Here is a 12,187-nt window from a genome sequence, read left to right on the forward strand (position 1 = left end):
GCCGGCATCTCGCTCAGCCGCCGGACGCCCAGCGCGTCAGCCACTGACCGAGCTGGGGTTGATCGCGAACCCGTCCCAGCTCGGAAGCCCGGGGGCCGCTGGCAAAGAGCGGCACCATATTGGCCGAATGCGGCCCTCCCATCTGTACACGTCGAGCGACCTCCTGCACGATCCAGTCGTACTGCAGGGTCATCGTCGGCGTCCCGAAGTCCCCCTGAAGCTCACTCGCCGCAAAGCCCTGAGCGTTGACCAGGCCCTCGGTGGCCAACGGCAAGGCGATGCCCTCAAACGTGCCACCGCAGGCCTTCATCACGCTGCAATGGCCGCTGTGGAACCCATAGTGGTTATCCAACACCGAGAGGGTGTGATCGTGATCGGAGGTCGCGATCACAAGCGTGTCGCCCGATTCGCCGGCGAAGGCCAGCGCGCGAGCCACCGCCGCGTCGAAGTCAGCGATCTCAGCGAGCAGCCCCTCCCCGCGGTCGAGGCCATGCAGCGCCCAGTCGATCTGCCCCCCTTCCACCACGAGAAAGAAGCCACGCTCGTCGTCCTGGAGATACTCCAGCGCGCGATCGGTCATCGCCGCAAGCGTAGGCGCCACGGGATCATCGGCGGCACGCTTCGCCGCCGGGGGAAGTCCTTCGTCGGCCAAAAGGACCAGATGAGGCTGCCCTGAAGACAGCGCCTCGGGAAGTTCGGTGCTGACGGCGTATTCCTGCGCGCGGAGCGCGTCGAGATGCGAGGTTCGGAAGTAGCGGGCCCCGCCACCGATGGCCACATCGACGCCGTGACTGCGCCCCAGGCGCTGACCCAGGGTGAGGAAGTCGCCGGCGATCGCCGCCTCCTGGGAACGCGAAGCCCGGTGCGCGTAAAAAGCCGCCGGGGTCGCGTGCGTCAGAGAGGTCGTGGTGACGATCCCGGTACGCTTTCCTTTGAGCGCGGCCTCGGCCAGAGCGGAGCGCACCGGCAAAAGGTCACCGCCGACCATCGCCGGCGCCATGCCCACCACGCCCACGCGACTCCGGCGGCCACTGGCGATCGCCGTCGCGCTCCCGGCCGAATCATTGACCAGACGATCAAGCGCATGGGTCGCCACCAGCGCGCGTGTGTCCATCGAGAGCGTCGCCAGGTCACCACGGCTATAAAGCCCGGCGGTCAGAGACGCCAGCCCCAGTCCATCGCCCACAAGTAGGATAACGTTCTTCGGGCGCGGCTCCGGCCCCGCGCTTCCCGGCCGACGCGCCTCCGCGTCATCGGGAGCCGAGGCCAGGCGCTTCAACGTCGCTCCGAGCTTCGCGTTGTCGCGCGCATCAACCACATCAGCCGCCGCTGGCCCCTCGGCAAAGATGGGGACCATCACCGCTGTATGCGAGGCCGAATAGCGCCGGGAGCCATCCCAAAATGCGCGACTTCCCACCGACATAAATCCAAACGAGGTGGTCATACGCTGGTCTTCGGACTCTACCGGACCAAAACGTCCGACCTTCGGCAACGCATGATGCACGACCGAAGGTGGCAGGGGATCGTCGTGCGCGGCGACATCGTAGCCCTCAGGCAGGGTCATGCGATAGGCCCGTTCTTCCCCGCCTAAGAGCATCATGTAGCGCGAGGCATAAGGCGGGTCGAGCACGCTCATCCCGCCGGTCTCATGGTCGGCGGTGACCACCACCAGGGTATCGGTGCGTTCACGTGCGTAACCAAGCGCATGCGCCACGGCCCGATCCATATCCTGCGTCTCAGCGACCACTCCGGGGCCGTCGAGATCGTGCCCGGCCCAGTCGATCTGAGAGCCTTCCACCATCAGCACATAGCCCTGAGGAGACTCGCGATCGAGCACGTCGATCGCGACCTCCACCATCTCTTCGAGCGACATCGCCCGCTCCCCGGAGCTCGCCGAGGGCATATCAGAGCGGTGCATCAACCCGAGCAGCGGCCCCTGCCCTTCGGTGGCCGCCCGCACTTCTTCGGCGGTGCGAGCAACGGTATACCCCTCGGCCTCAAACTCGGCGAAGAGATCGCGCTTATCGGCGCGCTCTTCAAAGAAACGCGCACCGGCACCGAGCATCACCGCCGGCTTGTAGCGCAGGTAATCCAGCGCAATATCGTCATACTGGCCGCGGTTGCTGCGGTGAGCCGCAAAGGCCGCAGGCGTGGCATGCGTGATACGGCTTGTTGCGATCAAGCCGGTCGCCCGCCCCGCTGACGCCGCCGCGCCGAAGAGGGTTGAGAGCTGATACTCCGGTTCGCTCTCGTGCTCACGTGTCGTCCCGGGACGCACCGAGACGCCTTCAAAGTGGGTCTTATGCCCGGTGGCGATCGCGGTGGCTCCGGCGGCCGAATCTGTCGTGAGAAACTCATGCTCATGCGTGGTCATAAACCCCACGTGCGGCATGCTGAGCATCGCCAGTGGCTCGCTCTGCGCATACGACGCGGCGGTCACGGCTGCGTGCCCCATGCCGTCCCCGATGAACACGATAATCCGGGCGGGGCGCGCCTGATAATCCACGCGATCGGAGACCGGAAAGTCCACCGGACTGATCGGCGCCGGACCCGCCCCCATGACCTGTTCCGAGACGCGATCGCCTGCGGTCGACGCCGGATCCGCCGAGCCGTTCGGCGAAGACTGACACGCCACCAGCGCCGCAGACATGCACACGAGCACTCTGATATCGAACTTCATCGCTGACCTCATCGACCGCGTTCTGTGCCGGCGACGCCGAGAGTCGACGCGCCAAACATCACCGAGGGACTTCCTAGGCGAAATCTCCCTCGGGCACAATTGAGCACAGGTGACGAGATCGTGACAGCGCTTTTAGCGCACGCTCACCCTGGGCCCGGGCGAGGCCACAAGACGGGTCAACACCCCCTCCGGCGCGGGGACCCCGCTGAGCGTGGCAAGCTCACGGGCCAACCCGGCGTCGACACGCTGGGGAGAGAGCAGGATGTAGGTCGCCAGCGCCTCAACGCGTTCCACCGCCGATCCTTGATGTTCCGCCCACCGGCGACGGTACTGGTCGAATCCGGCGAGCACTTCAGATCCAGACGCTTCGGCAAGGGACGCCTCAAAGCGTTCCGCGAGCACCGCCGCGCGTGGCTCGGGATCCCGACGTGCTCGCAGCTCGAGCTCCGGCTGGGCATGGTGGCGAAAGCTGACGTCGCGCTCAGCCACGTTCACACTTCCCACGTGCTCAAACGCCACCGCCGGCACATCAAGCACCACATCGTAGCTCGCCGCGAGCTCGGCCCACTGCGCGATCACCTCGTAGCTGTGCATCGAATAGACCGGTTCGAGCAGGGTCGGCGGGATACGTTGCAGGTCGAGATACTCCTGCTCCACGCGGTAGCGCGCATCGATCATATCTTCCCGAAGATCACTGAGGCGGTCCTCCTCCCTCTCGATCTTCGACAGTGTCAAGGAGGTCGGCATCCCCTCGCGCTTTTCCTCGCGGTGTTCGCGGCGATGTTCATGCAGTTCATGTTGGGACTTCGCGATATCCCGCTCAAGGCGCACCACGCGCTCCTCTGCGCGTAGAAGATCGTCACGCTGATTGAGATACGCGGGGTTGGCCACCTCACGGGTACCCGACTGATACTCCTCGCTCCGCTGCTCGGCTTCTTCCCAACGCTCCACCCGTGGCTCGCTCCCATCGAGGTACAGCACAGCCTCATACTGATACGCGCTGGCATCCACCCCGAACCCGATGGCCGCAAAAGGCTCGCGAGCACGCATCGCACGCTCCAGACCGGCCACCCTGGACGACGCCACATTCCGGGCGACAACCGACCAACCGTGCTGCTGACGGATCTCACGGGCGAACCTCTCCGGCTCGCCAACCGCCAGAGGCGCGGCACCGAGCGACTGGGCCATCGCGCCGTAAAGCGCGGCGCTGGCCGGCCTCCCCCCTTCAATCGCCGCTCGAGCCCGCTCGATGAGCTCCGCGGACCAGAGCTGCTCGAGTTCGTCCACGCGGTGCGAGAACACCCGATACCCCTCACCGAAAGCCGCGGGGTGGGCATCGACGACCATCTGCGCCTGGTCGAGCACGGAGAGCGACCGGGCGATCTGTCCCTCGACACGCGCACGTTCCGCGAGCGTCAGCACCGCCGATCCAAAGCGCGTAGTCAGCCTCTGGCGAAGATCCTTCGAGAGGACCAGTTCAAGCACCTCATCGCTACGTCGCAGCGCAACCTCCACACGGTGCTGGCCGTGAACCGCACCGTCCAGCGCCGCGATCGCATCATCGACCAGCAGCCGCTCGGCCCGACGCGCTCGCGCCAGCGCCTCCTGCGAGCCGGGGCGAGCGATCTGCGCGTCGCGATAAGAGCGCAAAGCAGCCTCGTAGTTCCCATCCTCCAGATGCTCGTCACCGTACTTCAGGGAGCGTCCGTGCGCGCACCCCATCGTGATGACCAGCATGGATAGTATCGAGATTCGAATGAGAAACCGCAGCCACTCCATATCGCCCTCATTGCGTTTCACCAGGCCCAGCGCGCGCCGCGCTCCTGACTCCATCCTCTGAGACGTGACATCGAACAATTTCTTCAAATATATCCTGTGAAACACCCAAGAAAAAAGCCGACCCCCGAAAAGGGGGCCGGCTCTAAACCGTACGCAGGTGCGCACCAGAATCAGGCTTCGAGCTCTTCGCCTTCATCGGTCACGAACTGGTCGCGGATATGCGCCGGGTAACGCAGCGCTTCGGTGTTCTCAAGGGTGGCACCCACCCAGGAGATCCGCGAAATCGGCGCGTTGTCGCCCTGACGGTTCCCGATCTTGACGATGCGGGTGTAGCCGCCCTGGCGGCCCGAGATATCGTCCCGCTTGGCCAGGTCGTCGATGAGCTTGGAGACGAGCTCCTTATCACCGAGACGCGCCAGGAGCTGACGACGAGCGTGCAGGTCGCCGCGCTTACCCAGGGTGATCATCCGGTCGGCCACACGACGAAGCTCTTTGGCCTTCGTGTCGGTCGTCTGGATCATCTCGTAGCGGATGAGGCTCTTGGCCAGGTTGTTGAAGAGCGCTTTACGGTGGGAGGTCTCCCGGCCGAAGCGCCGTGCATTCACTTTATGTCGCATCTTATTCCTCTCGCGCTTGCGGCATCTCGCCGCGCTTCGCCCGATTCAGCTCTCAGCTGCCTTCGGCCGTCTTCTTATCCAACTCTTTCGGAGGCCAGTTTTCGAGCTTGGTACCAAGCTCCAGGCTCATCCGCTCGAGGATCTCTTTGATCTCTTTGAGCGACTTACGCCCAAAGTTCTTCGTCTTCAGCAGCTCAGCCTCGGTCTTCTGGACCAGGTCGCCGACGAACTTGATACCGGCGGTCTGAAGGCAGTTAAAGCTGCGAACCGAGAGCTCCAGATCTTCGATGGGCTTGAGGAGGTTCTCGTTGAACTCGGGAGTCTCCTCTTCGACCACCTCCGGCGGCTCGACGGTCTCATCGAAGTTGATGAAGATCGCCACCTGCTCTTTGAGGATCTTGGAGGCGTAAGCCACCGCGTCTTCGGGCAGCACGCTGCCGTCGGTCCAGACCTCAAGGGTGAGCTTGTCGTAGTCGGTACGCTGACCGACACGCGCGTTGGTGATCTGGTAGTTCACCTTGCGGATCGGGCTGAACAGGGCGTCGATCGCGATGTCGCCCAGGCTGTCCTCGTCCGACTTGTTCTCATCGGCGGGCACATAACCGCGGCCCGAGCCGACGGTCAGCTCCATACGAAGCTTGCCGTTCTCGCCCACCGTGGCGATGTGGTGATCCGGGTTAAGGACCTCCACGTTGTGCCCGGTCTGGATGTCGGCCCCGGTCACTTTGGCCGGTCCTTCCACATCGATCGTCACCACCTGGGTGTCATCGCCGTGCAACTTCAGGCGAAGCTCCTTGAGGTTGAGGACGATGTCGGTGACATCCTCCTTGACCTCGGGCAGGCTGGTAAACTCGTGCAACGCTCCATCGATCTTGATCTTGGTCACCGCCGCGCCAACGATGCTGCTCAGGAGAATCCTCCGCAGCGCGTTGCCGATGGTGATGCCGTAGCCACGCTCAAAAGGCTCGCACACGAACTTGGCGTACGTGTCGGTCTTCGAGCGCTGATCGATCTCAACTTCGCGAGGTTTAATCAGGTCGCGCCAGTTTCGATACATTTCCATTGCCTCCGCACCACAGAATCATCAACCAACGGGCCCCAACGCGCGGGGCGTGGGGCCCGAGTGCATCCACCTTGCTACGCCTCGTCGATCAGACGCGGCGACGCTTGGGCGGACGGCACCCGTTATGCGGCAAGGGGGTCACGTCACGGATCACGGTGACCTTCAGGCCGGCCGACTGCAGCGAGCGCAGCGCGGACTCACGACCCGGGCCCGGGCCCTTGAGGTAGACGGCGACCGACTTCAGGCCGTGCTCCTGGGCTTTGCGCGCGGCGTCTTCCGCGGCGATGCCGGCGGCGTAGGGCGTCGACTTACGCGAGCCTTTGAAGCTACGCGAGCCGGCACTCGACCACGACAGGGCGTTGCCCGAGGTGTCGGTCAGGGTCACGATGGTGTTGTTGAAGGTCGCGTGAATGTGCGCGATGCCGTTCTGGACATTCTTGCGTACGCGACGCTTGGTTCGTTGTTTCGGCTTTGCCATGATCTCATTCTCCTTCGCCCGCCGGTCCGCTCAACGCCGCAAAGGGCCGCTCGCGCGGCCGCCTTTACGACGCGACGCTCACCTGAATCGGTGCGATCGTCGTTTCTTTTATCGCTCTAAAGTTTAGCGCTTCTTGCGAACCATCGCGCGGCGCGGGCCACGGCGAGTACGGGCGTTGGTGCGAGTACGCTGACCGCGCACCGGAAGGCCGCGGCGGTGACGCAGACCGCGGTAGCAGCCCAGATCCTTGAGACGCTTGATGTTCATCTGGACTTCACGACGCAGGTCACCTTCGACCTGGTAGCCACGCTCGATCACTTCGCGAATACGCCGCACTTCCAGCTCATCGAGCACATCGGTGCTCGTGGAGGGATCGACCTCGGCTTTCTCCAGGATCTCTTTGGCCAGCGTGTGGCCAATCCCGTAGATGTAGGTCAGGGCGATATCGACGCGCTTTCGGCGCGGCAGGTCAACACCAGCAATACGTGCCACGTTTTTCTCCTATCGAACTCTTTTAAATCCGCCGCCTCAAAAGCACCTCATATCAACTCGAGGGCCCGGCGTCGCGATTGTTGATTAGCCTTGCCGTTGCTTGTGGCGGGGGTTCTCGCAGATCACGCGAACCACGCCCTTGCGGCGGATGATTTTGCACTTGTCACACATGGGTTTGACCGAGGGACGTACCTTCATCGTCGACTCCTTTCAGGGCCTGCTGTGGGCCTTCAATCCCAGCGACGCGCACTGCCCTGGATGGGAGATGCGCGGCTGCGTAATTATTTCTCGCGGTAAACGATCCGGCCGCGGGTAAGATCGTAGGGAGAGAGCTCCACGGTCACCGTGTCGCCGGGCAGAATCTTGATAAAGTGCATCCGCATTTTACCGGAGATGTGTGCCAGAACCTGGTGGCCGTTCTCCAGCTCAACACGAAACATCGCGTTGGGGAGTGGCTCGATGACTTTACCCTGTACCTCAATGGCTTCTTCTTTCGCCATAGAATCGTTTCCTCGATGATGAACTTATGATCTCAACATGCCCGCAACGGGCGCACTTCACCCTCGCAACCGGGGCATGGCAAGGGGGCGTTTCATACACAGTGCCCTGTGGGAAGTCAAGCCCCACACAGAGCAGGATCATCACCCGAAGCTCCCGCGATCCTCGCGGCCTTCTGCAGCGACACAAAAGCGCAGAAGCAAAGGGTCGATGATCTTTATCCGATCACCTCGGCGATCGCGTCGTGAACCTCTTCGGGAGATTGCTCTCCGTCGATCGCCACCAGCGCCCCGATCTCCTGATAAAACGCGATCAAAGGAGCGGTCTGGGCATGGTAGCCCTCCAGACGCTTCTTGATGGCGGCCGGCTGATCATCGTCACGCTTGATCAGCCCCTGATTGCCGCAGGCGTCGCAGACATCCGGCGTCGCCGGAGGGTTGAACATCTCGTGATACACCGCACCGCACGAGGGGCAGCTGATTCGACCGCCGAGACGACCGATCACGGCCTCATCGCTGACGACGATATTGAGCACCGCGTCCAGCTCAATGCCCATCTGCTGCAGAGCCTCGGCCTGTGCACGGGTGCGGGGGAAGCCGTCGAGGATAAATCCCTGGCTGGCGTCATCCTCGTCGAGGCGATCGCGGACAATGCCAATCACCACCTCATCGGGCACAAGCTGGCCGGCGTCCATGTAGCGCGCCGCCTCCCTGCCCATCTCCGTTCCCTTGCGCCGCGCTTCTCGCAGCATATCGCCGGTGGAGATATGCGGGATGCTCTTCACGGTGGCGATCCGCTTGGCCTGGGTGCCTTTGCCGGCCCCGGGGGGGCCCAGCATCATAAGTCGTCTCTTGGACATGCGTTCCTCGTAGGGCTCAATATGAGCGCGCTTCAACGGGGCGCAAGCGAACAAACCCACCGCATGCGGTGGGTTTGTTCGTTTAGCGCGACGCCTGCAGGGCGCTCAGATGTTTTCGGGCTCATCCAGGGTGCGTCCCTTGATGCGGGAGCTTCCCTCGGCCGAACCGGGCCGCGCGCCGAAACCTTCATAGTGGCGCGTGATGAGGTGGTTCTCAATCTGTCCGACCGTATCCAGACCAACGACCACCAGAATGAGCAAGCTGGTTCCACCGAAGTAGAAGTTCACGCCGAGCTCATCGATGAGGAAGTAGGGCAGGACACAGACCGCCGCCACATAGATGGCACCGGCGGTGGTCAGTCGCGTCAGCAGCTGATCGATATACTCCGCGGTCTTCTTGCCGGGGCGAATGCCGGGCACGAAGGCGTTGGACTTCTTCAGGTTATCGGCGATGTCCATCGGGTTCACCTGGACGGCCGTGTAGAAGTAACAGAAGAAGATGATCAGCACGACGTAGATCAGGTTGTAACGCCAGTCGCCGGGCACCAGAACGGTCTGAATGAATTGACCGATCGGGTGATCCTGGAAGTAGCTGGCGATCGTCGTCGGGAAGATCAGAAGCGACATGGCGAAGATCGGCGGGATCACGCCGGCCATATTCACCTTGAGCGGCAGGTGGTGGGCCTGCCCGCCGTAGATCTTACGCCCGACCATACGCTTGGCGTACTGCAGAGGGATGCGACGCTGAGCCGTCTCCATCAACACGATGAAGGCCGTCACACCGATCGCGACCACCAGCAGGATGCCCACCGTAAAGGTGCTCATCGCGCCGGTCGTGTACTGGGTGTAGGTCTGAAAGAGCGCGGTGGGGAACGAAGCGATGATCGCGCCGGTGATGATAAGCGAGATCCCGTTGCCGATCCCTCGCTCGGTGATCTGCTCACCGAGCCACATCACAAACACCGTCCCGGCCGTCAGCGTCAATACAGTCAGCAGACGGAAGGGCCAGCCCGGAGAGACCAGAAGGCCCAGCTCCGGGTTGGAGTTGTGCATGTTCTCCAGGTAGAGCGAGATGCCGAAACCCTGGATGATCCCGAGTACAACGGTGCCGTAGCGCGTGTACTGCGTGATCTTCTTACGCCCCGACTCCCCTTCTTTCTTGAGACGCTCGATGGCCGGAACGACCACCTGCATCAGCTGAAAGATAATGGAAGACGAGATGTAGGGCATGATCCCCAGCGCGAAGATGCTCATCATCTCCAGCGCACCGCCGGTAAAGAGGTTTACAAGGCCCAGAAGCCCACCACCGTCGCCCGACATCATCTCGGACATCGACCCTCGGTCGACACCGGGGACGGTGATGAACACGCCGATCCGATAGATCGCCAGGAGCCCCGCCGTAAAGAGCAGTCGCCGACGCAGCTCAGGGATCTTCGGTATATCTCGAAACTTACCTGCCACGTCAGATAACCTCTACGCTGCCCCCGACGCCTTCGATCGCCGCTTTCGCGGACTTGCTGAACTTGGTGGCTTTGACCGAAAGCTTCTTGGTCAGCTCACCGTTGCCCAGGATCTTCACGCCGTCGAGGTTTCGCTTGACCAGGCCCTTGGAACGCAACGACTCGAGATCGACGGTGTCGCCGTCCTCAAAGACGCGCTCAAGGTCCTGAAGATTGATGATGGTGTAGTGCTTCTCAAAGGGGTTGGAGAAACCGACCTTCGGCAGGCGCCGATGGAGCGGAGTCTGACCACCCTCGAAGCGGGCGTGCACCGAGCCGCCGCTACGGGCCTTCTGGCCCTTCTGGCCCTTACCGGCGGTTTTGCCGAGGGTGGAGCCATGACCGCGACCGACGCGCTTGCGCTTTCGGTTCGCCCCTTTGGGGGCTTTCAGGTTGGTAAGATCAGTCATGATTATTCCTCAATCGTTTCCACGGTCACCAGGTGCTGGACCTTGGCGATCTGGCCACGGGTGGTGGGATGATCGGTAACGACCACGCTGTCGCGGATCTTGCGCAGTCCCAGGCTATGTACGTTGGCGCGCTGACGCTCGGTTTTACCGGCGAGACCACGCACCAGGGTGACTTTAAGCTGAGCCATGGTGTGCTCCTATATCGAACGCACAGTGCAGATCAAGCGCACCGGCGATCGGCTCATGGGTTGGGGTGAGACAGGGCGTGTGAACCGATGAGCGTCATCGATCCGCACGCCCTGCTCGACCCGAATCAGGCGCTGGCTTCTTCGCTGACGTCCTGACCAAGGCGGCGGCGGTATTCATCCGGATCGCTGAGCTGCTTGAGGGCGTCCATGGTGGCCCGCACGACGTTGTGCGGGTTGTTGGAGCCCAGGCTCTTGGAGAGGATGTTGCCCACGCCGGCCAGTTCCAGGATGTAACGCACCGCCCCACCGGCGATGATACCGGTACCGGCGCTGGCCGGACGAAGGAGCACGCGACCGGAGTTAAAACGGCCCAGCGCTTCGTGGGGAATGGTGCCATCGAGAAGCGGCACGGTGATCATGGATTTGCGGGCCTGCTCGTTCGCCTTGCGGATCGCCTCGGGGACCTCATTGGCCTTACCGTGTCCGACCCCAACGCGTCCGTCGCCGTCGCCGACGACCACGATCGCGCCAAAGCTGAATCGACGGCCGCCTTTGACGACTTTCGAGACTCGGCTGATGGCGACGACCTGATCACGGAGATCCGAGTCGGCGCTTCTTCTACGTCGTCCTTGTGCCACAGTGCCTCCCTATCAGAACTGGAGGCCCGCTTCGCGGGCCCCCTCGGCCACAGCCGCGATGCGACCGTGGTAGATGAATCCGTTGCGATCGAAGACCACCTGATCGATGCCCTTCTCCAGGGCACGCGCGGCGAGAAGTTTACCCACTTCTTTGGCCTGGGCGGTCTTGTCGAGCTCGGCCAACTCCGAGCGCTTCTCTTTATCGTTGCTGCCAGCTGCGGCCAGGGTGCGCCCGTCGATATCATCGACAAGCTGCGCGTAGATGCCGGAGTTGGAGCGGAACACCGTCAAGCGAGGACGCTCGGCGGTACCCGTAATTTTCTTGCGAATGCGACGCTTGCGGCGAAGCCGGTTGCTCGCTTTATCGCTCTTACTAAGCATGATGAGACCTCTTCAGTGAACCCGTCGCCCGGGGGCGAGGGGGTGCGATTAGGCGCCGGACTTGCCAGCCTTACGACGGATGACTTCGTCGCTGTACTTGATGCCTTTGCCCTTGTAGGGCTCCGGCTTACGCAGGCCGCGGATCTTGGCGGCAACCTGACCGAGCAGTTCTTTGTCCACGCTCTCGAGGGTCAATTGCGTCTGACGCTCGATGGTGGCGCTGACCGAAGCGGGCAGCTCAAACATGATCGGGTGGCTGTAGCCCAGATCGAAGCGAAGGAACTGACCGCGCTGTTCGGCACGGTAACCAACGCCGTTGATCTCCAGCGAGCGCTTGTAGCCCTCGGAGACACCTTCGACCATGTTGGCCACCAGGCTGCGCACCAGGCCCTGGAAACTGCGGGCGGTGCGGCCGTCATCGCGACGCGAGATGATGATCTCATTGCCCTCAATCGCCACTTCAACTTCCTGGCTGAGCTCACGGCTCAACTCGCCCTTGGGGCCTTTGACCAGGATGGTGTGACCGTCGAGTTTGACGTCGACTTTCTCCGGGATGGTTACCGGCTGTTTACCAATTCGACTCATTTTATTCTCCCGAGGTCAAA

Annotated in this window: 15 protein-coding genes; all 15 read right to left on the minus strand. The window is 62.6% G+C overall.

The features are described 5' to 3' along the window. Positions 1-13: 13 nt before the first annotated feature. The 15 genes from FRC96_RS11865 to rplF all read right to left on the minus strand — a co-directional run bounded on the left by FRC96_RS11865 (position 14) and on the right by rplF (position 12,167). Positions 14-2,680, minus strand: a complete 2,667-nt coding sequence (locus FRC96_RS11865) for an alkaline phosphatase (RefSeq protein WP_230470180.1) — start codon at positions 2,678-2,680, stop codon at positions 14-16. A gap of 132 nt (positions 2,681-2,812) precedes the next feature. After that, positions 2,813-4,417 carry a hypothetical protein gene (locus FRC96_RS11870; protein ID WP_146974712.1) on the minus strand — a complete coding sequence of 535 codons (1,605 nt, stop codon included), beginning with the start codon at positions 4,415-4,417 and terminating at the stop codon, positions 2,813-2,815. A gap of 212 nt (positions 4,418-4,629) precedes the next feature. Beyond that, on the minus strand, positions 4,630-5,076 hold the full coding sequence (gene rplQ / locus FRC96_RS11875; RefSeq protein WP_230470181.1) for a 50S ribosomal protein L17: 447 nt from the start codon (positions 5,074-5,076) through the stop codon (positions 4,630-4,632). A gap of 52 nt (positions 5,077-5,128) precedes the next feature. Next, positions 5,129-6,133, minus strand: a complete 1,005-nt coding sequence (locus tag FRC96_RS11880; protein ID WP_146974744.1) for a DNA-directed RNA polymerase subunit alpha — start codon at positions 6,131-6,133, stop codon at positions 5,129-5,131. Between the two features lie 94 nt (positions 6,134-6,227). Next, entirely contained in the window at positions 6,228-6,617 is a 390-nt protein-coding gene (rpsK, locus tag FRC96_RS11885; RefSeq protein WP_115604691.1) for a 30S ribosomal protein S11, read from the minus strand. A gap of 123 nt (positions 6,618-6,740) precedes the next feature. Then, on the minus strand, positions 6,741-7,109 hold the full coding sequence (gene rpsM, locus FRC96_RS11890) for a 30S ribosomal protein S13 (protein ID WP_146974713.1): 369 nt from the start codon (positions 7,107-7,109) through the stop codon (positions 6,741-6,743). An 84-nt stretch (positions 7,110-7,193) separates the two neighbouring features. Beyond that, the gene (rpmJ, locus tag FRC96_RS11895; protein WP_111728196.1) at positions 7,194-7,307 is read right to left on the minus strand and encodes a 50S ribosomal protein L36; all 114 of its coding nucleotides are present in this window, start codon (positions 7,305-7,307) and stop codon (positions 7,194-7,196) included. Positions 7,308-7,390: 83 nt separating this feature from the next. After that, positions 7,391-7,609 (minus strand): translation initiation factor IF-1, encoded by a 219-nt coding sequence (gene infA, locus FRC96_RS11900; RefSeq protein WP_111728197.1) that lies wholly within the window; start codon positions 7,607-7,609, stop codon positions 7,391-7,393. A gap of 215 nt (positions 7,610-7,824) precedes the next feature. Next, entirely contained in the window at positions 7,825-8,466 is a 642-nt protein-coding gene (locus FRC96_RS11905; RefSeq protein WP_146974714.1) for an adenylate kinase, read from the minus strand. Between the two features lie 105 nt (positions 8,467-8,571). Further along, positions 8,572-9,927, minus strand: a complete 1,356-nt coding sequence (secY, locus tag FRC96_RS11910; protein ID WP_146974715.1) for a preprotein translocase subunit SecY — start codon at positions 9,925-9,927, stop codon at positions 8,572-8,574. A 1-nt stretch (position 9,928) separates the two neighbouring features. Then, on the minus strand, positions 9,929-10,375 hold the full coding sequence (rplO, locus tag FRC96_RS11915; protein ID WP_146974716.1) for a 50S ribosomal protein L15: 447 nt from the start codon (positions 10,373-10,375) through the stop codon (positions 9,929-9,931). Positions 10,376-10,377: 2 nt separating this feature from the next. Next, positions 10,378-10,563, minus strand: a complete 186-nt coding sequence (gene rpmD, locus FRC96_RS11920; RefSeq protein WP_115604701.1) for a 50S ribosomal protein L30 — start codon at positions 10,561-10,563, stop codon at positions 10,378-10,380. A 125-nt stretch (positions 10,564-10,688) separates the two neighbouring features. After that, complete coding sequence (gene rpsE, locus FRC96_RS11925; protein ID WP_146974717.1) at positions 10,689-11,201, minus strand: 30S ribosomal protein S5; 513 nt, start codon at positions 11,199-11,201, stop codon at positions 10,689-10,691. Positions 11,202-11,213: 12 nt separating this feature from the next. After that, on the minus strand, positions 11,214-11,582 hold the full coding sequence (gene rplR / locus FRC96_RS11930; protein WP_146974718.1) for a 50S ribosomal protein L18: 369 nt from the start codon (positions 11,580-11,582) through the stop codon (positions 11,214-11,216). Between the two features lie 48 nt (positions 11,583-11,630). Further along, on the minus strand, positions 11,631-12,167 hold the full coding sequence (gene rplF / locus FRC96_RS11935; protein ID WP_146974719.1) for a 50S ribosomal protein L6: 537 nt from the start codon (positions 12,165-12,167) through the stop codon (positions 11,631-11,633). Positions 12,168-12,187 lie beyond the last annotated feature (20 nt).

The sequence above is a fragment of the Lujinxingia vulgaris genome, assembly GCF_007997005.1.
GTDB lineage: Bacteria > Myxococcota_A > Bradymonadia > Bradymonadales > Bradymonadaceae > Lujinxingia.

Bases quoted from the DNA above. Each gene is read 5' to 3' on its own strand.
- FRC96_RS11865 (WP_230470180.1), bottom strand. From the start codon at position 2,680: ATGAAGTTCGATATCAGAGTGCTCGTGTGCATGTCTGCGGCGCTGGTG.
- FRC96_RS11870 (WP_146974712.1), bottom strand. From the start codon at position 4,417: ATGCTGGTCATCACGATGGGGTGCGCGCACGGACGCTCCCTGAAGTAC.
- rplQ (WP_230470181.1), bottom strand. From the start codon at position 5,076: ATGCGACATAAAGTGAATGCACGGCGCTTCGGCCGGGAGACCTCCCAC.
- FRC96_RS11880 (WP_146974744.1), bottom strand. From the start codon at position 6,133: ATGTATCGAAACTGGCGCGACCTGATTAAACCTCGCGAAGTTGAGATC.
- rpsK (WP_115604691.1), bottom strand. From the start codon at position 6,617: ATGGCAAAGCCGAAACAACGAACCAAGCGTCGCGTACGCAAGAATGTC.
- rpmJ (WP_111728196.1), bottom strand. From the start codon at position 7,307: ATGAAGGTACGTCCCTCGGTCAAACCCATGTGTGACAAGTGCAAAATC.
- infA (WP_111728197.1), bottom strand. From the start codon at position 7,609: ATGGCGAAAGAAGAAGCCATTGAGGTACAGGGTAAAGTCATCGAGCCA.
- FRC96_RS11905 (WP_146974714.1), bottom strand. From the start codon at position 8,466: ATGTCCAAGAGACGACTTATGATGCTGGGCCCCCCCGGGGCCGGCAAA.
- rplO (WP_146974716.1), bottom strand. From the start codon at position 10,375: ATGACTGATCTTACCAACCTGAAAGCCCCCAAAGGGGCGAACCGAAAG.
- rpmD (WP_115604701.1), bottom strand. From the start codon at position 10,563: ATGGCTCAGCTTAAAGTCACCCTGGTGCGTGGTCTCGCCGGTAAAACC.
- rplR (WP_146974718.1), bottom strand. From the start codon at position 11,582: ATGCTTAGTAAGAGCGATAAAGCGAGCAACCGGCTTCGCCGCAAGCGT.
- rplF (WP_146974719.1), bottom strand. From the start codon at position 12,167: ATGAGTCGAATTGGTAAACAGCCGGTAACCATCCCGGAGAAAGTCGAC.